The sequence below is a fragment of the Pseudomonas sp. 1121_17 genome (assembly GCF_052850745.1).
The window spans coordinates 592,270-614,052 of the sequence record NZ_VXCX01000001.1 but is presented as its reverse complement, the minus strand read 5'-3'; the positions used below and the strand labels follow the sequence as shown (position 1 = coordinate 614,052).

Annotated in this window: 17 protein-coding genes; 6 read left to right on the top strand and 11 right to left on the bottom strand. The window is 63.5% G+C overall.

Annotated elements, in window-relative coordinates; translation table 11 throughout:
• The first annotated feature begins 26 nt into the window (after nt 1-26).
• On the top strand, nt 27-1,994 hold the full coding sequence (locus FW789_RS02795) for a DNA topoisomerase III (RefSeq protein ID WP_446430850.1): 1,968 nt from the start codon (nt 27-29) through the stop codon (nt 1,992-1,994).
• A gap of 15 nt (nt 1,995-2,009) precedes the next feature.
• On the opposite strand, the gene FW789_RS02790 is transcribed toward FW789_RS02795, so the two are convergent.
• The 3 genes from FW789_RS02790 to FW789_RS02780 form a co-directional block, all read right to left on the bottom strand.
• Nucleotides 2,010-3,107, bottom strand: coding sequence for an extracellular solute-binding protein (locus FW789_RS02790; RefSeq protein WP_103437887.1), 1,098 nt, complete (start codon nt 3,105-3,107; stop codon nt 2,010-2,012).
• Entirely contained in the window at nt 3,107-4,216 is a 1,110-nt protein-coding gene (gene aguA / locus FW789_RS02785) for an agmatine deiminase (protein ID WP_446430849.1), read from the bottom strand. The genes FW789_RS02790 and aguA overlap by 1 nt, the downstream gene beginning before the upstream one ends.
• Nucleotides 4,217-4,311: 95 nt before the next feature.
• Nucleotides 4,312-5,199, bottom strand: coding sequence for a LysR substrate-binding domain-containing protein (locus FW789_RS02780; protein WP_186698875.1), 888 nt, complete (start codon nt 5,197-5,199; stop codon nt 4,312-4,314).
• A gap of 136 nt (nt 5,200-5,335) precedes the next feature.
• Here FW789_RS02780 and FW789_RS02775 point away from each other — a divergent pair, with 136 nt between their 5' ends.
• Together FW789_RS02775 and FW789_RS02770 are read left to right on the top strand one after the other, a co-directional pair.
• Nucleotides 5,336-6,676 carry a glutamine synthetase family protein gene (locus FW789_RS02775; RefSeq protein WP_411564590.1) on the top strand — a complete coding sequence of 447 codons (1,341 nt, stop codon included), beginning with the start codon at nt 5,336-5,338 and terminating at the stop codon, nt 6,674-6,676.
• 106 nt (nt 6,677-6,782) lie between these two features.
• Nucleotides 6,783-7,562 (top strand): TSUP family transporter, encoded by a 780-nt coding sequence (locus tag FW789_RS02770; RefSeq protein ID WP_186698871.1) that lies wholly within the window; start codon nt 6,783-6,785, stop codon nt 7,560-7,562.
• Here the strand turns inward: FW789_RS02770 and nudC are convergent.
• Nucleotides 7,530-8,360 carry an NAD(+) diphosphatase gene (nudC, locus tag FW789_RS02765; RefSeq protein WP_207073059.1) on the bottom strand — a complete coding sequence of 277 codons (831 nt, stop codon included), beginning with the start codon at nt 8,358-8,360 and terminating at the stop codon, nt 7,530-7,532. The two genes, FW789_RS02770 and nudC, sit on opposite strands and share 33 nt — an antisense overlap.
• A 35-nt stretch (nt 8,361-8,395) precedes the next feature.
• Nucleotides 8,396-9,208, bottom strand: a complete 813-nt coding sequence (locus tag FW789_RS02760) for a crotonase/enoyl-CoA hydratase family protein (RefSeq protein ID WP_446430848.1) — start codon at nt 9,206-9,208, stop codon at nt 8,396-8,398.
• A gap of 150 nt (nt 9,209-9,358) precedes the next feature.
• Here FW789_RS02760 and nhaB point away from each other — a divergent pair, with 150 nt between their 5' ends.
• Complete coding sequence (nhaB, locus tag FW789_RS02755; protein ID WP_446430847.1) at nt 9,359-10,861, top strand: sodium/proton antiporter NhaB; 1,503 nt, start codon at nt 9,359-9,361, stop codon at nt 10,859-10,861.
• A 9-nt stretch (nt 10,862-10,870) separates the two neighbouring features.
• Here the strand turns inward: nhaB and FW789_RS02750 are convergent, their stop codons facing one another.
• The 4 genes from FW789_RS02750 to FW789_RS02735 all read right to left on the bottom strand — a co-directional run bounded on the left by FW789_RS02750 (nt 10,871) and on the right by FW789_RS02735 (nt 16,380).
• Nucleotides 10,871-11,512 (bottom strand): LysE family translocator, encoded by a 642-nt coding sequence (locus FW789_RS02750; RefSeq protein WP_101320875.1) that lies wholly within the window; start codon nt 11,510-11,512, stop codon nt 10,871-10,873.
• Nucleotides 11,513-11,646: 134 nt separating this feature from the next.
• Nucleotides 11,647-12,648, bottom strand: coding sequence for a cytochrome d ubiquinol oxidase subunit II (gene cydB / locus FW789_RS02745; protein ID WP_103437894.1), 1,002 nt, complete (start codon nt 12,646-12,648; stop codon nt 11,647-11,649).
• A gap of 2 nt (nt 12,649-12,650) precedes the next feature.
• Nucleotides 12,651-14,027 (bottom strand): cytochrome ubiquinol oxidase subunit I, encoded by a 1,377-nt coding sequence (locus FW789_RS02740; RefSeq protein WP_103437895.1) that lies wholly within the window; start codon nt 14,025-14,027, stop codon nt 12,651-12,653.
• Nucleotides 14,020-16,380 (bottom strand): FdhF/YdeP family oxidoreductase, encoded by a 2,361-nt coding sequence (locus FW789_RS02735; RefSeq protein ID WP_446430846.1) that lies wholly within the window; start codon nt 16,378-16,380, stop codon nt 14,020-14,022. Before FW789_RS02735 ends, FW789_RS02740 begins: the two co-directional genes overlap by 8 nt.
• 152 nt (nt 16,381-16,532) lie before the next feature.
• Between FW789_RS02735 and FW789_RS02730 the strand changes: the two genes are divergently transcribed.
• Nucleotides 16,533-16,838 (top strand): NIPSNAP family protein, encoded by a 306-nt coding sequence (locus tag FW789_RS02730; protein ID WP_103437897.1) that lies wholly within the window; start codon nt 16,533-16,535, stop codon nt 16,836-16,838.
• Between the two features lie 43 nt (nt 16,839-16,881).
• Here the strand turns inward: FW789_RS02730 and FW789_RS02725 are convergent, their stop codons facing one another.
• A complete protein-coding gene (locus FW789_RS02725; protein ID WP_103437898.1) occupies nt 16,882-18,165 on the bottom strand; it encodes a Zn-dependent hydrolase in 1,284 nt (427 codons plus the stop codon).
• A 50-nt stretch (nt 18,166-18,215) separates the two neighbouring features.
• Entirely contained in the window at nt 18,216-19,706 is a 1,491-nt protein-coding gene (locus FW789_RS02720; RefSeq protein ID WP_207073055.1) for an NCS1 family nucleobase:cation symporter-1, read from the bottom strand.
• Nucleotides 19,707-20,305: 599 nt separating this feature from the next.
• Here FW789_RS02720 and hydA point away from each other — a divergent pair.
• Nucleotides 20,306-21,745, top strand: a complete 1,440-nt coding sequence (gene hydA, locus FW789_RS02715; RefSeq protein ID WP_446430845.1) for a dihydropyrimidinase — start codon at nt 20,306-20,308, stop codon at nt 21,743-21,745.
• The last annotated feature ends 38 nt before the right edge of the window (nt 21,746-21,783 follow it).

Genomic DNA, 21,783 nt, shown 5'->3' with positions numbered 1-21,783 from the left:
CGTCTGCCCATGAAGCGTTCTCGGCCATGCGCCTGTTTCTCTGCGAAAAACCCTCCCAGGCCAAAGATATCGCTAAAGTGCTCGGCGCCACCCGCCGCGGTGACGGCTGCTGGCAAGGCACTGACGTGTGCGTTACCTGGTGCATCGGCCACCTGCTCGAAACCGCCCCGCCCGACAGTTACGACGCCCGCTACAAGCGCTGGAGCCTGGACGATCTGCCGATCATCCCGGGCCAGTGGAAAATGCTGGTCAAGCCAAAAACCGCCAGCCAGTTCAAGGCAGTCAAACGCCTGCTTGGCGAAGCGCGCGAACTGGTCATCGCCACCGACGCCGACCGCGAAGGCGAGATGATCGCCCGTGAGCTGGTCGAGCACTGCCGGTACCGCGGCCCGATCCAGCGCCTGTGGCTGTCGGCGCTGGACGATGCCTCGATCCGCAAGGCCCTGGCCAAGCTGCTGCCCGGCAGCGAGACCTTCAGCCTGTACCATTCAGCCCTGGGCCGTTCGCGTGCCGACTGGCTGATCGGCATGAACATGAGCCGGCTGTTCACTCTGCTCGGGCGTCAATCCGGTTATCAAGGCGTGTTGCCCGTCGGCCGCGTGCAAACCCCGACCCTGCGCCTGGTGGTAGACCGCGATCGCAGCATCGCCGACTTCGTGCCGGTGCCGTTCTGGGCGATCGACGTGCAGCTTGAGCATGCCGGCAGCCTGTTCAACGCACAGTGGCGCGCGCCTGAAGACGCCTGCGATGATCAGGCCCGCTGCCTTAACCAGAGCCTGGCCCAGCAAGCCGCCGCCGACATGGCTGCGGCTGGCAGTGCGCAGGTCAGCAAGCTGGTCACCGAGCGCGTGCGCGAAGCCGCACCGCTGCCGTTCGATCTGGGCACCCTGCAGGAAATCTGCTCGAAGAAGTTCGGCTACGGCGCCCAGGAAACCCTCGACATCGCCCAGGCCTTGTACGAAACCCACAAACTGATCACCTACCCGCGCAGCGACTGCGGCTTTCTGCCAATGAGCCAGCATGCCGAGGCGCCGGCAATTCTCGCTGCATTGCAGCGCGCCGATGCCAGCCTGGCGCCGCTGCAAGCGCACCTGCAGCCGCAACGCCGCTCGCGCGCCTGGAACGACGCCAAGGTCAGCGCCCACCACGGCATCATCCCCACTGCCGTCGCCAGTGACCCGGCGCGCCTGCCGCCCAAATACAAGGCCGTTTACACCCTGATCCGCGCGCGTTACCTGGCGCAGTTTCTGCCCAACCATGAATACGACCGCACCCAGGCTGATTTCGATTGCGCCGGCCACGCCCTGCGCGCCGTCGGCAAGCAGATTGTCGAACCCGGCTGGCGCCGCGCCCTGCCAGAGGCGCTGACGCCAGCCAAAGGCCGTGAGGCGCCGCCGGCGCAGGTGCTGCCAGCCTTGCAGCAAGGCCAGGCCTGCGCAGTGCGCAACGTCCAACTCAAGGACCTGTGGACCCAGCCGCCGAAACCCTTCACCGAAGGCGACCTGATCAAGGCGATGAAAAACGTCGCCAAGCTGGTGGATGACCCCAAGCTCAAGCAAAAGCTCAAGGAAACCACCGGCATCGGCACCGAGGCCACCCGCGCCAGCATTATCCAGGGCCTGCTCGACCGCAGTTATCTGGTCAAGAACGGCAAGGCCCTGGCCGCCACCCCAGCCGCGTTCAGCCTGATTGACGCCGTCCCACGGGCCATTGCCGACCCGGGCACCACGGCGATCTGGGAGCAGGCTTTGGACATGGTCCAGAGCGGCGAAATGACTCTCGAGGAATTCGTTGCCCGCCAATCGGCCTGGATGGGCAAGCTGGTAGAGCGCTGTAGCGGCATGCGCATGACCATCAGCGGCCCGCTGGTACCCGCCGGTGGCAAGAAGGCGCCCTGGAGCAAGAAGCGCCGCTCAGGCACCAAGGCCAAAGCGGCCGACGGCAAGCCCAAGGCGGCCAAGCCGAGGGTTGCCAGGCGCAAGGCCACTACCTGAGCCTTCGACCTGGCCTCAGGTGCCGCTCTTGAGTCGGCTGAAGGCTCGGGTCAGTTCGCGGTTGAATTGCTTGCCATTGTCGTTCTTGCTGTACAACCGCGCGCGCACCTCGGCCGGCGGATAGGTGCCGGGGGCGTTGCGGATCTGTGCATCGACCAGGCTGTCGGCGGCGCTGATCGCATTGGCGTAGTGAATGGTGTCGGTGATCGGTGCGATCACCTCCGGGCGCATCAGGTAGTCCATCAAGGCCCAGGCCGCCTGCGGGTGCGGTGCGTCCTTGGGCACCACCAGCGCGTCAAGCCAGATCAACGTGCCCTCCTTGGGGATTCGGTAAGCGAGGCTGTAGGTTTTGCCCGCCTGCTGCGCCTGGCCCTGGGCGATAGCCACGTTGCCGTTCCACGACATCGCCACGCAGGTCTCGCCGTTGGCCAGGTCGTTGATGTTGCGATCATTGTCGAAGTAGCGGATGTACGGGCGGATCTTGCGCAGTTGTGCCTCAGCCAGCTTTAGGTCCTCGAGGCGCTGCTGATTGATGTCCAGGCCCATGTAGCGCATCACTGCGGCAAACACTTCGTTGGGGTCATTGAGCAGGCTGACTCCGCAATCGGCAAATTTCGCTACCACCGCCGGGTCGAACAGCATCGCCCAGCTGTCCAGCGGCGCATCGCTCAGGCGTGCGGTCACGGCCTGCTGCTGAAAGCCGACCCCGGTGGTGCCCCAGGCGTAGGTCCCGGCATAGCGGTTGCCGGGGTCGAACACGGCCATGTGCTGACGAAACTCCTCGCCCACACCCTGCAGATGGGGCAGCCGGCTTTTATCCAGCGGCTGCAACGCGCCGCTGGCAATGGCCCGACTCAGGTGCTGACCGGCGCTGAGCACCAGGTCATAGCCGCTGCGCCCGGTCAGCAGTTTGGTTTCGGCGGTTTCAAGCGAATCGAAGTGGTCGGCGACCACGCGGATGCCGGTTTCCTTCTCGAAATTGCTCAGCGTGTCTGGCGCCAAATACTCGCCCCAGATGTACAGGTTGACGGTGGGCTGCGCCGCATCGGCGGCGTGCCCCGCCGCCGCGCTGCCGGCCAGCGCCAACCCAAGTGCCAGCACAGAGGTTTTCATCAGCGAGGTCCTCCGGCGTATTGCGGCATGGTGATGCAGGCAACGTTGCCGCCGCCGAGCAGAATCTCCCGCGAGTTTTCGATGCCGATGATGCGCTTGCCCGGGAACAGCTCTGCCAGGGTTGCCTGGGCCACGCTGTCATTGCGGTCGCCGAACAACGGCACGACGATGGCCGAGTTGCCGGCGTAGTAGTTGATGTAAGACGCACAGATCCGCGTGCCGGCTTCGCGCACATGAGTGCCGTCGACCTGATCCAGCCCGGCGGCTTCGGCAGAGGTCCACTGCAGCACATCAGGTTGGGGCAGCTTGTGCACCTTGAGCTCACGGCCGCGGCTGTCGCGGGTGCTGCGCAGGATGTCATAGGCTTCCTGGTAGATCTCCCACTGCGGGTCATCGCGGTTGTCGGTCCATTGCAGCACCACCTCGCCGGGCCGTACAAAGCAGGCCAGGTCGTCGACATGGCCGTCGGTTTCATCGAACTTGCAGCCACGTGGCAGCCAGATCACCTGCTCGGCACCAAGGTAATCCTGCAGGCGCCGGGTCACCTCTGCTTTGCCCAGATGAGCGTTGCGATTGCGGTTGAGCAGGCATTGCTCGGTGGTCAGCAGGCTGCCTTGGCCGTCACTCTGGATGCCGCCGAGTTCTGCGATCAATGGCGCGCGGTAGCGGTCCAGGTTTTCGATCTCGAGGACCTTGCGAGCGATCTGGTCGTCCTTGTCCCATGGGTAATAGAGGCCACCGTCGAGGCCGCCATAGGCGTTGAATTCGAAGTCGACGCCGCGTACCTCGCCGCTGTCATCGTTGACCACGAAGCACGGCCCGCTGTCGCGAAACCAGGTGTCATTGCAAGTCATCTCCATTACCCGCACCGCCTCCGGTAGCAGGCGTCGGGCATTGGCGTATTGCGCGGCGGAGGCACATACAGTGACCGGCTCGCTGCTGGCAATCGCCTTGACGATCTCGACCCACACCTGCTGCGCCGGCTTGGCGCCATTGCGCCACACGTCCGGCCGTTCCGGCCAACCGAGCCAGCAGCCGCCCTTGGCTTCGAACTCGCCGGGCAAGCGGAAACCATCGGCCTTGGGGGTAGTGCTGAGCGAACGTGCCATGGGTCACCTCGTCGTGACTGAGTGGGATGAGCCGAAGCTACGCCGCTAGCGGGCGCACATCTAACGATGAAAACTCAGCGATTGGTGAATTGAATTCACGGTTCGCTGATCTGTTCGATGAACCAGTCAACGAAGTCGCCCACTGCACCGCGCTCTAGGCGCAAGCGCTCGCAGACCAGCGCGTACTGCCCCTGCGCGGTAACACTGGCGCTGAACGGGCGCACCAGTCGGCCACTTTGCAGGTCGGCCTGGCAGGTCAGGTTGTCGCCCATGGCTACGCCCTGGCCGAGCAGCGCCGCCTCCAGCGCCAACGCCGCATGGGGGAAGTACAGCTGGCGGTTGGGCTGGCCGTCTTCGGCGTGGGTGGCCAGCCACGAAGTCCAGGTCTTGCCGTCCTGGTCGTCGTGCAACAGACAGTGGCGCAACAGCTCGCGCGGGCGCTTCATGGCGCTCTGGTTGAACAGGCCGGGGCTGCACACTGGAAAGAACTGCAGCAGCGGCAACGGCCGCACGAAGTGCGTGCTGGCGTCCAGCGCGCTGGTGCCGTAGGTGATCGCCAGGTCAACGTCCAGTGCTGGCGCCCCGGCATTGATCGGCTGTTCGAGTAGATGCAGGGTGATATGCGGGTAGCGGCTGCTGAAATCAGCCAGGCGATTGATCAGCCATTTTTGCGCCAGCTCTGCCGTCACCGCAACCCGCAGCACTGCCTGCGAAGCCGGGTCACGCAGCTCGTCACAGGCCTTGCCGATCAACTCGAAGGCCTGTTGCAACTGCTGCAGCAGGCGCTCTGCTTCAGCACTCGGGCGCACCTGGCGGCCGACCCGCTCGAACAACGCCACGCCCAGCTGCGCTTCCAACTGGCGAATCTGGTGGCTGACTGCGCTGTCGGTGACGCACAGCTCGGCCGCGGCCCGGCCGAAATGGCCATGGCGGGCGGCGCACTCGAACGTGCGCAAGGCGGTCAGCGAGGGCAGACGGCGCATGGTTTAAGTCCTGAAAGGCGGCTGATGGGCATCGCCAGCATCAGCCAGGCGTTGCAATAAATACAAGCTTGCTGGCGAAACCAGCACCAGCTGCTAGATTTTTCAGGCTGAATCACAGCGCCGTCTAGAGCTCGCAATGACCCCCACTACCCTGCTGGATGAAGTCCGCGCGTTTCGCAGCCAACACCCCGAAGTGCGCTATGTCGACCTGATCAGCCTGGACATCCCCGGGCATTTCTACGGTAAACGCTACCCCATCGACATGCTCGAAAAGCTCGCCGCCGGCAGCCCGCTGAAGCTGCCGCAGAACTGCGTGCTGCTCGGTGCCCAGGGTGGCTTGTTTCCGATTGGCGATTACTGCTTCAACGATGGCGACCCGGATGCACTGCGCCGGCTGATCCCCGGTACGCTTAAGCCGGTCAGCTGGGAGACGCAGCCACTCGGGCAGATGCTGATCAGCTCCGACGGCACCGATGCGCCCATAGAGTTCGAGCCGCGCGAGGTCCTCGCCAGGGTGCTGCAGCGTCTGCAGGCGCGGGGCATTCGCCCGGTGGTTGCATTCGAGCTGGAGTTTTACCTGTTCGACTGCGCGCTGCAGGACGGCCTGCCGCAGTTTCCCCGCGACCCGATCAGTGGTGATCGCGACGACCAACCCAACCTGCATATCGAACGCCTGTCGCGCTTCTCCGAAGTACTGCACGACATGGTCGAAACCGCCAACGCCCAAGGCGTCGATGCCAATGTCATCACCGCAGAGCTCGGCCCGGGTCAGTTCGAGATCAACTTCGGCCACTGCGACGACGGCCTGCGCGCCGCCGACTGGGCCGCCCTGTTCTGCCGCAGCAGCCGCGGTGTGGCGCGCAAGCACGGCCTGCGCGCCAGCTTCATGAGCAAGCCCTACCTGCAGGCACCCGGCAGTGGCATGCACGTGCATGTCAGCCTCTACGACAGCAGCGGCAACAACGTACTCGACGCCGACCAGCAGCAGCCGTTGCGCCATGCCGTGGCCGGCTGCCTGGCGCTGCTGCCGCAGTGCATGCCGATCTTTGCCGGCAACCACAATGCGTTTCGCCGCTATGGCGCCATGGTCAACGCCGCCAGCCGCGCCAGCTGGGGCTTTGAAGACCGTGACGCGTGCATTCGCATTCCCGAGTCCGACTCACGCAACCTGCGCATCGAGCACCGCCTGGCCGGCGCCGACGCCAACCCGTACCTGGTGCTGGCGGCAATCCTCTGCGGCATGGAGCAAGGCCTGGCGGCCCGGCAAGAGCCGATTGCCCCGCTCAATGATGATCGCGCCAGCGGCATCGACTTTCCCAAGGACATGCTTAGCGCGGTGGCCGCGATGCAAGCGCATCCTGCGGTCAGTGCCGGGCTCGGTGAGGAGTTTGTGAAGGTGTATTGCGAAAACAAACGCCAGGACCACCTGGCCTTCATGGATGAAGTCAGCGCTCGCGAGTATCACTGGTTCCTGTAGCGGGCGGCAAAACCGCCTCGATACTGGCCACACCCGACGCTGGCGTTTACCATGGCAGCCTTTGGCGCGGCCTTTTGCCGCGCACTGCCGCTAAGCCTGAATCCTCATGCCTTTCGAACTCTCCGTTGAACCGCTGACGCTGCTGATCCTGACTCTGGTTGCGTTTGTTGCCGGCTTTATCGACGCCATTGCCGGCGGCGGTGGTCTGTTGACTACCCCTGCGCTGCTGACCGCGGGCATGCCGCCGCATCTGGTGCTGGGCACCAACAAACTCAGCTCGACCTTCGGCTCGGCCACCGCCGGCTTCACCTACTACCGGCGCAAGCTGTTCCACCCGGCGCAGTGGCGTCCGGCGCTGTTCGGCACGCTGCTAGGTGCCCTGCTCGGCGCGGTGATCGCCCATTACCTGCCGGCAGAGTGGCTGAACAAGATGCTGCCGGTGGTGGTGTTTGCCTGTGGCATCTACCTGTTGTTCGGTGGCACGCCCAAGGCGCCGCTGGACGCCGATGCGCCGATCAAGAAAACCTGGCAGTTGCCTCAGGGCTTTACCCTGGGTTTCTACGACGGCGTCGCCGGGCCAGGCACCGGCGCGTTCTGGACAGTCAGCACGCTGCTGCTGTATCCGATCGATCTGGTCCGCGCCAGTGGTGTGGCGCGGAGCATGAACTTCGTCAGCAACGCGGCGGCGCTGACGGTGTTCATCGCCTCCGGTCAGGTCGACTATATCGTGGGCCTGGCCATGGGCCTGGCGGTGATGGTCGGGGCGTTCTTTGGTGCACGCACGGCGATCAGCGGCGGCAGCAAGTTCATCCGCCCGGTATTCATCACCGTGGTCCTGGCGCTGACCGTGCGCCTAGCCTGGCAGCACTGGTTCGGCCAGGCCTAAGCGGCGCGCCACATACAGATCGATCAAGTGCCGGGCAATCGAACGCCCGGCCGGCAGTGGCGGCAGAGCATGCACGTTGAACCACTGCGCATCCTCGATCTCGTCCGGCTGCATGACGATCTCGCCACCGGCGTACTCGGCGTGAAAACCGAGCATCATCGAGTGCGGGAACGGCCAGCACTGGCTGCCGACGTACTGGATGTTCTTCACCTCTACCGCCACCTCTTCACGCACTTCACGCACCAGGCAGTCCTCAGCCGACTCGCCGGGCTCGGCAAACCCGGCCAGCGTGCTGTACACCCCAGTGACAAAGCGCGGTGAACGCGCCAGCAGGATCTCGTCGCCGCGGGTGACCAGCACGATCATGCTGGGCGAAATGCGCGGATAGCTGCGCAGGTCGCAGCTGGCACAGTGCATGGCCCGCTCCCAGTGGATCTGGGTCATGGCCTGGCCGCAGCTGCCGCAAAAGCGATGCTCCCGCGCCCAGGTGCCGATCTGCGCCGCGTAGCCAAGCAGCTTGTAGATATCGAAGTCGCCTTCGAGCATGAACTGGCGCAGACCACGCCAACCGCAGCCGCTGACCACGGCGGCGCTGCGCAGCTCCAGCAGAAACACCGGCTCACCTTCGAAATGACCGATGCCGTGCTCGCAGAGGATGTCCAGGTCCTGGCGCTTGAGCCATTCACGCGGGAACAGCACGCCGTTATCGTCCAGCAGAAACCCGTCCGGGCCGCGGGCCACGGCCAACCCTCCGGCGACATTGGGGTCGAGTACTGCGCTAGTCCAGCGTGCTGACATGGTGGGCTTTCCTTCAAGCGCGTCCACCGCCTCGGTCAGTCGGCGAACGTCGGTTTCTGTTTGCTCATGTGAGCCGCAAAGGCGACCCGCAAGTCTTCGGACTGCAGCATGGCGGCGTTCCAGGTCGCAATGTACTCAAGGCCATCGGCGATACTGTGCTCGCGCATGTAATTGAGCATCTGCTTGCTGCCGGCCACGGCAATGGGGGATTTTCCCGCAATTTCACGGGCAATGGCAAAGACTCCGTCGAGCAGCGCCGCGTGATCGGGGTAAACCCGGTTGACCAGGCCGATCTGGCGCGCCTCCTGCGCCTCGACATAGCGCCCGGTGTAGGCCATTTCGCGCATTACGCCATCAGCGATGATCCGCGGCAGGCGCTGCAGGGTGCCGACGTCGGCGGCCATACCCATGTCGATTTCCTTGATCGAAAACTGCGCGTCGCTGCTGCAATAACGCATGTCACAGGCCGAGATCAGGTCGATGGCGCCGCCCAGGCAGTAGCCCTGGATCGCTGCCAGCACAGGTTTGCGGCAGTTGTCGACGGCGGTGAACGACGCCTGCATGTTGAGGATGGTCTTGCGTAGCAAGCGCGCATTGCGGCCGACGTCCTTGCCCAGCTGGTTGGCCAGCGAGGCCAGCATCATCAAGTCGATGCCTGACGAAAAGTGCTTGCCGGCGCCGCTGATGACCACTGCGCGGACCGCATCGGTGTCATCGATCCACTGGAAGATCTCGATGATTTCCTGCCAGAACGCCGCGTTCATCGCGTTGATTTTTTCCGGGCGGTTGATCTGCACGTGAGCGATGTTGTCGGTCAGTTCGACTGTGAACGCGGTGTAGTCGGTCATCGGCGGCATTCCTGTGGCAAGGGTGGTCAGCGCCGGACTATAGCGCACCCTCATGGCGGTACTTGTGCCAAAAGCGGGACTGTTGCCCTTGCGCAGCGGGCGTGCTTTGCGGCACCGTGCTCGACTGCAGAATCATAAGGATACAAATTCATGCAACGCTCCCTGCCGGGCACCATCGCCCATTCGTTTCTTGGCCAGGCGCCGCGCTGGTACAAGGCGGTCATCTGCCTGTTCCTGTTGCTCAACCCGCTGGTGCTGGCCACTTTAGGTCCGGTAGCGACGGGCTGGCTGCTGGTGATCCAGTTCATCTTCACCTTAGGGATGGCACTCAAGTGCTACCCGCTGATGCCAGGCGGGCTGCTGCTGATTGAGGCGTTGTTGCTCAAGCTGACCACCGCCCAGGCGCTGTACGACGAACTACTGCACAACTTCCCGGTGATTCTGCTGCTGATGTTCATGGTCGCCGGCATTCACTTCATGAAGGAATTGCTGCTGTTCCTGTTTTCGAAGATCCTGCTCGGGGTGCACAGCAAGACCGTGCTGGCGCTGCTGTTCTGCGTACTGTCGGCGATCCTCTCGGCGTTTCTCGATGCACTGACGGTGACGGCAGTGATCATCAGTGCCGCAGTCGGCTTTTATGCGGTGTATCACCGGGTCGCTTCCGGTGCCAATCCGCGTGAAGACTCGGAGTTGGGCAGCGACCAGCAGGTCGCCCACCTACACCGCGAAGACCTTGACCAGTTCCGCACCTTTCTGCGTAGCCTGCTCATGCACGGCGCTGTCGGCACCGCGCTGGGCGGCGTCTGCACGCTGGTCGGCGAGCCGCAGAACCTGCTGATCGGGCATGAGCTGGGGTGGCACTTCGCTGAATTCTTCTTCAAGGTCGCGCCGGTATCGCTGCCGGTGCTGGGTGCCGGCCTGCTGACCTGCGTCGTGCTGGAAAAGCTACGCCTGTTCGGCTACGGCACCCTGATGCCGACGCGCGTGCGCCAGGTGCTGGCCGCCCACGCGGCCGAGGACGATGCCGCACGCACGCCGGCCCAGCGCCTGGCACTGTGGGTGCAAGGGCTGGCGGCGCTGCTGTTGTGCGTCTGCCTGGGCCTGCACATTGCCGAAGTCGGCTTGATCGGCCTGATGGTGATCGTTTTGATCACGGCCTTCACCGGTATCACCGATGAGCACCGTCTGGGCCGTGCCTTCCAGGACGCCATGCCATTCACCGCGCTACTGGTGGTGTTTTTTGCGGTAGTGGCGGTGATCCACCAGCAACAGCTGTTCAGCCCGTTGATCGCAGCTGTATTGGCCCTGCCGCCCGAGCAACAACCGGGCATGCTCTATCTGGCCAACGGCTTGCTCTCGGCAATCAGCGATAACGTGTTCGTTGCCACCATCTACATCACCGAAGTGAAGCAGGCGTTCATCGACGGGCGCATGAGCCGCGAGCACTTCGAGGCCCTGGCGGTGGCGATCAATACCGGCACCAACCTGCCCAGCGTGGCCACGCCCAATGGCCAGGCAGCGTTTCTGTTTCTGCTGACCTCGGCGATCGCGCCGCTGGTGCGTCTGTCGTACAGGCGCATGGTGTGGATGGCGCTGCCCTACACCGTGGTCATGGGCGGCCTGGGCTGGTATGCGGTGACCTACTGGTTGTAACGGCAGTGCTCAGGCGCTCTGGCGCCGCATGGCCAGGATCGCAGCGCCAAAGCCGATGAAGGTAGTGCCCACCACCCGGCTGACCCAGCGGGCAAACTGCGGCCGGGTCAGTACGCCTTTGGCCCGTGCTGCGAGGCTGGCGTAGACCGCCAGCGACAGCAGCGACAACGCCATGAAGATCGCGGTCAGGATCAAGAACTGCGGCAGCAATGCCGCGCCCTGATCGATGAACTGCGGAAACAAGGCGGTGAAAAACATGGTCGCCTTCGGGTTGGTCGCTGCGGTCAGAAATGCCGACTTGTATAGTTTCAGCCGCGTCGGCCTGAGCACTTTCACCGGCGCTGCGCCCGCCTCCGCCAGCATCGGATTCTTTTTCAGCAGCTGCTTGCCGCCGAGATAGAACAGGTAGGCTGCACCGAGAATCTTCACCGCATTGAACAGCACTTCCGAACTGGCCAGCAGCGCGCCCAAACCGAGCATCGCCGCAGCCGACAGGCAGAACAGCCCGCTGACATTGCCCAGCGATGACCAGATCGCCGAACGTGCGCCGTACAGAATACTGTTGTTGATTGCCATCAACGAGGCCGGCCCTGGGCTGGCAATGGCGATCGCGGCGACCAGGGTGTAGGCAAGTAGCGAGTGGCTGTCCATGGCGTGTAACCCGATAAGAAAGTGAGGTGCTGCAGCGCTTGGCTGGGCACAAGAGGCTCCGATGCTAAAGCACTCACTCACCCGGCATAAGTTACAGATGACCCTGAATCAGGCCATACAGAGCCTTTGTGAATTCATTCGGACCTAGCGTCTGGCGCGCGAATCTTGCCGGCGAACACCCTGAAGCCGAGCGTGTTGTAAGCCAGGGTGATCGGCGCAATGATGGCGAAGCCGACCAGCATGAACGTCTGGCTGGTGGGTGAAGAAGCCGCCTGGGCCAGGCTCAGGTCTGGCGGGATGATCAGCGGAAACAGCGCCAGCAGCATCAGCGCAAATGCCACCGCCACCACGCCCAGTGCCATCAACAGCGGCAGGCAATGCCACCGGCTGCGCCAGGCCAGTTGATAGCCGAGCAGCAACAGCGTCACGCTCGCTAGCGAAGGCCCCGCAATCCACGGTTCGGACAAGCGCTGCCAGTAGCGCTGATCCACGCCCAGGGTGCAGATCAGCACTGCTGCCAGCAGGCTCAACGCCAACAGCGACAGATAGCGAGCCTGGCGCCGGCTGCGCTGGTGCAGGTCGCCCTCGCTGCGCCAGTACAGCCAGCAGGCGCCCAGCCACAGATAACCTGCGACCAACGCCAGGCCACACAACAAGGGAAAGCTGCCCAGCCACTCCCAACCATTACCGTTGTACTGCCCGGCCTTGTGCGGCACACCCTGCAGCAAGGTGCCCAGTGCCACGCCCTGGCAAAGCGTGGCCAGCAGCGAGCCGCCCAGCAACAGCGCATCGCCCATGCCCTTGCGCGGTAAATGCTCGCGAAACTCAATCCCCACCGCACGCACCAGCAGCGCCATGAACATCAGCAAGAACGGCACATACAGCGCCGGCAGCAAAATCGCATAGGCCAGCGGAAACAGCGCCAGCAAACCGCCCCCGCCGAGTACCAGCCAGGTTTCGTTGGCATCCCAGATCGGCAGAATCGACAGCAGCATGACCTGGCGTTGCTCAGGCCGCCGATTGATGCCCATCAGCATGCCCACGCCCAGGTCGGTGCCATCGAGCATCACATAGGTGAGCAACGCAAAGGCCAGCGCGCCGGCACTGAGCAAGGTCAAGGCATCCACGCCGAACATGCTCAAGTCTCCTCGCTCAAGGCCGGCGCCGGGCTGCGCTCGTCTGGCCCGGGTGGTTTGCCCAGCAGGCGCAGCAACAGCCACAGGCCCAGGCCAAATACCAGCGTGTACACCAACAGGATCGCCAGCGTGGCCCAGATCACTTTCGGCGCGGCCACCGGCGACAGGCTGTCTGCCGTGCGCAGCAGGCCATAGACAGTAAACGGCTGGCGGCCGACCTCGGTGACGATCCAGCCGCTGAGCATGGCGACAAAGCCCGCCGGCGCCAGCGCAACACTCGCGCATTGCAGCCAGCGGGCGTGCCACAACCGTCCGCGCCAGCGCAGCAGCAGGCTGGCAAGGCCCAACGCGGCCATCAACACACCGAGGCCGACCATCACGCGAAAGGCGTAGAACACGATGGCCACTGGCGGTAAGTCGGCCCGCGGGAACTCGTCCAGCGCACTGATGGTGCCGCTCAGGTCATGGGTCAGGTACAGCGAACCGAGGCGCGGAATCGCCACTTCGAAATGATTGCGCTGCTCGGCCATGTCAGGCACGGCGAACAGTCTTAGCGGCTCACCGGCACCTGCTGGCGGGCGGGTCCAGCTGCCTTCGATGGCAGCGACCTTGATCGGCTGCACCTGCAGTGTGTGCTGACCGTGCAGGTCGCCGGCAATGATCTGCACCGGTGCCAGCAGCGCGATTGCCCACAGCGCCATCGAGTACTGCAGCCGAGCACGCGGATTGCCCGGCTGGCGCAGCAGATGCCAGCCCGCAGCGCCGGCGAGCATGGTCGCCGTGCCCAGCATTGCCGCCAGCAGCATGTGCGTTAGCCGATAAGGAAACGAAGGGTTGAACACGATCGCCCACCAGTCCTCGGCCAGAAAGCGGCCGTCGCCGGCCAGCGAGTAACCCGCTGGCGTGTGCATCCACGAGTTGGCCGAAATGATCCAGAAGGCACTGACCAGCGACCCCAGCGCCACCGCACAGGTCGCCAGAAAATGCAGGCGCGGGCCGACCTTGTTCAGGCCGAACAACATCACCCCGAGAAAGCCCGCCTCAAGAAAGAACGCCACCATCACTTCATAGAACATCAGCGGGCCGATCACCTCGCCCGCCTTCACCGACAACACTGACCAGTTGAGGCCGAACTGATATTCCATCACCAGCCCCGACGCTGTGCCGACCGCGACGGTCAGGGCGAAGATCTTCAGCCAGTAGCGGTAAAGGTCGAGACAGTGCTGATTGCGCCGCCACAGCCACAGCGCCTCGAGCACCAGCAACCACTGCGCCAGGCCAATGCTGAAGGCGGCCAGAACGATGTGAAAGCTGATGGTGATCGCGAACTGCGCGCGCGCCGCCAGCAACGCGGCGCCGGCATCAGCGGCTTCAAACAATCTGCTCGCCCTGCGCCAGCGCGCGCTGCAGGTCCTGCGCCGAGGGCTGCCCAGGATGCAGCGTCACCGGCACCGACTTGGCCGCCGGCACTTTGCTCCGTTCGGCGTGATGCCACAGCGGGATCAATGCGTTGCACTCGGGGTAATACGCCGCCGCGCAACCTGCGGGGATGTCGTAGGCGATGATCTGCATCGGCCCGACTTCGCGGCGTACGTCAGGCTCGACCGCGGTACGCAGGTTGACCCAGTCGCCCGGAACGAAGCCCAGCCGGGTCACATCGCTGCGGTTCATGAACACCACGCTGCGGGTACCATGCACGCCGCGAAAGCGGTCATCGTAGCCATAGATGGTGGTGTTGAACTGATCGTTGCTGCGCAGCGTCATCAACTGCAGTACATCACGCCGCTCAGGACTGACAGACACGTCATCATCCTCATCCAGACGCCCGGCCGTGACGAACTGCGCCTTGCCCGATTCGGTCTGCCACTGGCGCTCGCAGGCCGGCAGCGGCCGATGGAAACCACCGCGCTGCCACATGCGGGTTTCCATGTCGTGGAATATCTGCGGATACACCGCTGCGATCGCCTCGCGTATCAGCGCGTAGTCACGGCGCCAGGCGTCCCAGGGGATGTTCGCCTGCCCCGCGGTCAGGGTCGCTTCGGCCAGCCCGGCAATGATCGCTACTTCGGCGCGCAGGTGCTCGCTGGCCGGCTCCGCGGTGCCGCGCCAGCCATGCAGGCAGCCGGTACTGTCTTCGGTGCTGTAGCTTTGCGCCACACCGTCCTGGCGGTCGATCTCGATACGCCCCAGACACGGCAGCAACCAGCCATCGCGCCCCGGCAGCAAGTGGGTGCGGTTGAGCTTGGTGGCGACCTGCACGTTCAACTCAAGGTTGGCCCAGGCCGGCTCCATTCGCGAGGTGTCCGGGATAGCCCGGAGGAAGTTACCGCCCAGACCGATGAAGGCTTTCACCGAGCCTGCGAGGATGCCCTCACAGGTATCCACGGTAGCCAGGCCCATCTGCTCGGGCACCTTGAAGGCGAACAGCGCTTCAATCTTGTCCACCGGCACTTTGGCCGGATCTTCGGTGATCCCTACCGTGCGCTGGCCCTGTACGTTGGAATGGCCACGCACCGGGCACACCCCGGCACCGGGCTTGCCGATGTTGCCGCGTAGCAGCAACAGGTTGACCAGCATCTGCACGTTGGCTACGCCATGACGATGCTGGGTCATGCCCATGCCGAACACCAGCATCACCCGCTCACTGCGGGCATATACCGTGGCGGCGGCTTCCATCGCTGCGCGGGGCAGCCCAGAGCGCTGCTCGAGCGTAGCCCAGCTGTAGCTGTTGATCTGTTCGACAAAGCTGGCAAATCCCTCGGTATGTTCGGCGATGAAGGCATGATCGAGCACCGCCGGCCGGCCCTCGACATGCGCCACGCGGTCCATCTCCAGCAGCGTCTTGCTGATGCCAAGCACCGCCGCCAGATCGCCACCGATGGCCACTTGATGATACTGGCTGCTGATCACCGTAGAGTCTGGGCCAAGCATCTCGCGCGGTGACTGCGGGTTGACGAAGCGCTCCAGGCCGCGCTCGCGCAGCGGGTTGAAGGTGATGATCGGCACCCCGCGCCTGCGCGCGTGCTGTAGGGGGTGAAGCATGCGTGGGCTGTTGCTGCCGACGTTCTGGCCGAAGAAGAAGATGCAGTCGGTCTGCTCGAAGTCTTCCAGGGTAACCGTGCCGACCGGCACGCCAATGCTCTCCTGCAAGCCAACCGAGGTGCTCTCGTGGCACATGTTGGAGCTGTCCGGCAGGTTGTTGCTGCCGTAGGCACGGGCAAACAGCTGGTACATGAACGAGGCTTCCAGCGAAGCCCGCCCCGAGGCATAGAACACCACTTGCTCGGGCGACAGCCTGCGCAAGGTCTGGCCGATTTCACGGTAGGCCTGCTCCCAGCTCACCGGCAGATAGCGATCACTGGCACGGTCATAGCGCAGCGGTTCGGTCAAGCGCCCATGCTGCTCAAGGTCGTGGTCACTCCAGCTGCGCAGTTCGCTGAGCGTATGCCGTGCGAAGAACTCAGGCTCGGTGCGTAACGAAGTCAGCTCCCAGGCGGTAGCCTTGGCGCCGTTTTCACAGAACTCCAGCGCGTGCGGATTACGCGGTTTGGCCCAGGCGCAACTGACGCAGGCAAAGCCGTCCGGTTTGTTCTGCTTGAACAGCGCCTTGGGCGACTTGGCCAAGGCCTGCTCACGCCAGAGGATGGTCATCACGGAGTGCGCCGAACCCCAACCTCCCGCCGCCGAGTGATAGGGCTTGAAGCGGGCGTGCGGATGAATAAGCGACGACATGGCGTGCCTCGGTTGACTGGATCAGAGGATGTGTCTAGATATTACGAGGCGAGACTGAGGGCTAAAGTTCAGGGCGGTTGCGGCGGGTCGACGCCAACGGTCGATCCGGCTACTGTAGGCGGCCGAGTTCCCTCACGCAAAGGATTGAAGCTGTGATCACCTGCCACCTGAAATACGTTATCGACCCCTATCAGATACCTGCATTCGAGACCTACGCGCGGCTATGGATCGGCCTGGTCAATCGCATGGGCGGCACCCATCACGGTTATCTGCTGCCCGCAGAGGGCGCGAGCAATATCGCTTACTGTCAGTTCAGCTTCCCCAGCCTTGCCGCCTACGAGCAGTACCGCAAGGACTCGGAGAGCGACCCTGAGTGTCAGGCCGCATTTGCCCTGGCAACCGAACAGCGCTTTATCCTCAGCTACGAGCGTAGCTTCATGCGTCCAGTGTTCGGTTAAGTGCATCAGGGCAGCGTCTGCTGCCCTTTGCACATGTGCCCCGCTAGGCCGCCAGGCGCCCGCTGGCAATCGCCTCCGAGGCCGCCAGCATGGCGCGCAACAATACCGCGCATCCAGCGCCAAGATCTTCCGGTGTAGCGTTCTCGATTTCGTTGTGGCTGATGCCGTTTTCGCATGGCACAAAGATCATCCCGGCCGGCCCCAGCTCGGCAAGAAAGATCGCGTCATGCCCTGCCCCGCTGACGATATCCATATGCGACAGCCCCAGCGCACCTGCAGCACTGCGTACGGCTTCGACACAGGTCTTGTCGAAATACAGCGCAGGGAAATCCGCAGTCGGCGTCAGCTCGAAACTCAGACCATGTTTGGCACAGGTCGCCTCGATCACCGCTTGCACTTCGGCGATCATCGCCTGCAACCGATCGGCTTCAAGGTGACGGAAATCCAGGGTCATGCGTACTTCGCCGGGGATCACGTTGCGTGAGCCGGGATACGCCTGCAGGCAGCCGACCGTACCGCAGGCATGCGGTTGATGGCTGTGCGCGGTGCGGTTGACCGCTTCGACCACCGCCGCCGCGCCGACCAGAGCGTCCTTGCGCAGGTGCATCGGCGTCGGCCCGGCATGCGCCTCGACCCCGCGCAGGGTCAGGTCGAACCACTTCTGGCCAAGCGCGCCGAGCACCACGCCGATGGTCTTGGCCTGATCCTCAAGGATCGGCCCCTGCTCGATATGTGCCTCGAAATAAGCGCCCACCGGATGGCCGAGCACCGCGCGCGGTCCGGCGTAGCCGATCGCGTTCAAGGCCTCGCCGACGCTGACGCCTTGCGCATCGGTCTTGGCCAGCGTCTCTTCCAGGGTGAACTTGCCGGCGAACACCCCGGAACCCATCATGCACGGCGCAAAGCGTGAACCTTCTTCATTGGTCCACACCACCACTTCCAGCGGTGCTTCGGTTTCTACGCCCAGGTCATTCAGGGTGCGGATCACCTCCAGCCCGGCCATGACGCCGAAGCAGCCGTCGAACTTGCCGCCAGTGGGTTGGGTGTCGATATGGCTGCCGGTCATCACCGGTGCCAGCGCAGGATTACGCCCGGGCCGGCGGGCGAAGATATTACCGACTGCGTCGATGCTGACGCTGCAGCCAGCGGCCTCGCACCACTGCACGAACAGGTCGCGCGCCTGGCGGTCGAGGTCTGTCAAGGCCAGCCGACAGACGCCGCCCTTGGGCGTGGCACCGAGGCGCGCCAGTTCCATCAATGATTGCCACAAGCGCTGGCTGTCGACGTGGCTGTGGCTGGATTGCAGGACTTCCTTGGCAGGGGTCATGGGCATATCTCCTCAGGCAAATGAGTGGCTGCGTGGTTGTGCGTGCGGTTTCATGGCAACGGCTTGGCCAGGCGCACCGGGCTGCGTGCGGCCAGCGGGCCGAGCACGTAGTACAGCGCCGCACCCAGCAGCGAACCGGTGAACCAGCCGTAGTCGTAGAACCAGCTGAAGCTGCTGTTGCTGATCGACATCACCGTCAGCGCCACCGGCAGGGCGAAGGCGACGAAGCCGGCCCAGTTCCAGGCCGGATAGACGTCATCGCGGTACAGCCCGGCCAGGTCCAGTTGCTGCCGGCGGATCAGGAAGTAGTCCACCACCATGATCCCGGCAATCGGCCCGAGCAGGCTCGAATAACCCAGCAGCCAATTGGAATACACGCTCTCAAGGCTCAGGTCGGAGACGATCCAGCCCAGTTTCTTCAGCAGCTCATGGCCCATCAGCAGCAGGCCGATTACACCGGTCAGGAGCACTGCGCGGGTGCGCCCGATCAGGCGCGGGGCGATGTTCTGAAAGTCGTTGGTCGGTGAGACGATGTTGGCCGCGGTGTTGGTCGACAAAGTGGCAATCACGATCAGAGCCATCGCCAGCGCGACCCAGCCTGGGCTCTGGATGCGGCCGATCAGGCTGACCGGGTCGGATAGGGTTTCACCCACCAGCGACGCCGAGGCAGCGGTCAGCACCACGCCCAGTGAAGCGAACAGGAACATGGTCAGCGGCAGGCCGAAAATCTGCCCGAGAATCTGGTCCTTCTGGCTCTTGGCGTAGCGACTGAAGTCGGGGATGTTCAACGACAAGGTGGCCCAGAAGCCGACCATCGCCGTCAGCCCGGCGCAGAAGTAACTGACCACGCTGGCGCCTTCCGGGCGTTTTGGCGGCTGCGCCAGCAGTTCGGTCATCGACATATGCGGCAAGGCCCAGAACAGCAGGCCAAAACCGACCGCCACCAGCAGCGGTGCCGAGAGCGTCTCCAGCCACTTGATCGACTCAGCCCCGCGCAGCACCACCCATAGGTTGAGCACCCAGAAGATCATGAAGCCGATCACCTCACCGGTGCCGGCCAGGGCCTTCCAGCCATCGAAGATCGAGCTGAGGAACAGGTGGATGGCCAGGCCGCCGAACATGGTCTGAATGCCAAACCAGCCACAGGCCACCACCGCCCGGATCAGGCACGGCACGTTCGAGCCGATGATGCCGAATGACGAGCGCAGCAGCACCGGGAACGGGATGCCGTACTTGGTGCCGGGAAAGGCGTTAAGGGTCAGTGGGATCAACACGATCAGGTTGGCCAGCAGGATCGCCAGCAGCGCTTCGCCCACACTCAGGCCGAAATACGCCGTGAGCACACCGCCCAGGGTGTAGGTCGGCACGCAGATGGACATGCCCACCCACAGCGCGGTGATGTGCCACTTGTTCCAGGTGCGCTGGTGCACCTTGGTCGGTGCCATATCGTCGTTGTAGCGCGGGCTGTCGAGGACGTCGGAGCCTTCGGACAACTCGCACAAGCCGTCCTTTTCGATCACTTGCGATCTGCTCTGTTGCATGGGGCCTTCTCCAGGTTTTTCTAATTGTTTGCTCATCGGGCTAATGCGATGGCCGGAGTACCACCAGCAGTACTGCACCTGCGGCCCGGCCTGGCTGCGGGCGCACTCAATAAACGTGCCGAGTCGGCCAAGGCCTGTCTCGCTTGCCGCCGCCGGCCGCAGGTAACGTGCTGTTGTGCAAAGCATTCAAGTCATTGTTCGGTGTTGCCCTCGGTGGTGGCGGCCGGTGAACGTCAAACCCTATTCACCGCTGCGGGTTTCAAACTGGTGCAGGCAATTTATTTTCAGTTTGACGTGCCTGAGTGTGACTGGATTTAAACAACTGATTTCGCATGAGAAATCTTGACCAAATTGGCATCTTGTCAAGTGCGTCAAAATGGTGAGGTGCCTCACCATTTTGGTGAATTTTGATTTTTATCCTTATAAATCAGTCGCTTAATAACGATATATGCTTATAAAAATATTTCTTGAACAATAGTAGATCAACAACTAGATTTCATTCTTGTCAGGTCTGACAGGATTGAAAATATCCTCCAGCTACTGGCAGCACGATAATTTCAAGAACCGGCCAAGACCGGTCAGCCTGCGAGGAAGACGGCATGTCCCTGATGATCCGTGGTGCCACCGTGGTCACCCACGAAGAGAGCTACTCCGCCGATGTCCTGTGTGTCGATGGCCGTATCCAGGCCATTGGGCAAAACCTCGATGTACCCGCCGGCTGCGAGATCCTCGATGGCAGTGGCCAGTACCTGATGCCTGGTGGCATCGACCCGCACACCCATATGCAATTGCCGTTCATGGGCACCGTGGCCAGCGATGACTTTTTTACCGGCACCGCTGCAGGCCTGGCCGGTGGCACCACCTCGATCATCGACTTCGTCATCCCCAACCCGCAGCAGTCGCTGCTCGAGGCTTTTCATAGCTGGCGCGGCTGGGCCGAGAAGTCGGCCAGTGACTATGGTTTTCATGTCGCCATCACCTGGTGGAGCGAACAGGTTGCCGAAGAGATGGGCGAGTTGGTGGCCAAGCATGGGGTCAACAGCTTCAAGCATTTCATGGCCTACAAGAACGCGATCATGGCGGCCGACGATACTCTGGTCGCCAGCTTCGAGCGCTGCCTGCAACTGGGCGCGGTGCCGACCGTGCATGCCGAAAACGGCGAGCTGGTCTATCACCTTCAGCAAAAGCTGCTGGCCCAGGGCATGACCGGCCCCGAGGCACACCCGCTGTCACGCCCGCCGCAGGTAGAAGGTGAAGCCGCCAGCCGTGCCATCCGCATCGCCGAGACGCTGGGTACGCCGGTGTATCTGGTGCACGTCTCGACCCGCGAAGCACTCGACGAAATCACCTACGCCCGGGCCAAGGGCCAGCCGGTCTACGGCGAAGTGCTGCCGGGCCACCTGCTGATCGACGACAGCGTCTATCGCCACCCGGACTGGTCCACAGCCGCCGGCTATGTGATGAGCCCGCCGTTCCGCCCGCGCGAGCACCAGGAAGCGCTGTGGCGCGGCTTGCAATCGGGCAACCTGCACACCACTGCAACCGATCACTGCTGCTTCTGCGCCGACCAGAAAGGCGCCGGGCGCAATGACTTCAGTCGCATCCCCAACGGCACCGCCGGCATCGAAGACCGCATGGCCGTGCTCTGGGACGCAGGCGTAAACAGTGGCCGGTTGTCGATGCACGAGTTTGTTGCGCTGACCTCGACCAACACCGCGAAGATCTTCAACCTGTTCCCGCGCAAGGGCGCGATTCGCGTCGGCGCCGATGCCGACCTGGTGCTGTGGGACCCGCAAGGCACACGGACGATTTCGGCCAAGACCCACCATCAACGGGTCGACTTCAATATCTTCGAAGGCCGCACCGTGCGCGGTATCCCCAGCCACACCATCAGCCAGGGCCGACTGGTCTGGGCTGACGGTGACCTGCGCGCCGAAGCCGGCGCCGGGCGCTACCTGGAACGGCCCGCCTACCCCTCGGTATTCGAAGTGCTCAGCCGCCGCGCCGAGCACCAGCACCCGACGCCAGTCGAGCGTTGATTCAGCCTGCAAGGCGCACCGGCCCGGGAGAGGCCGGG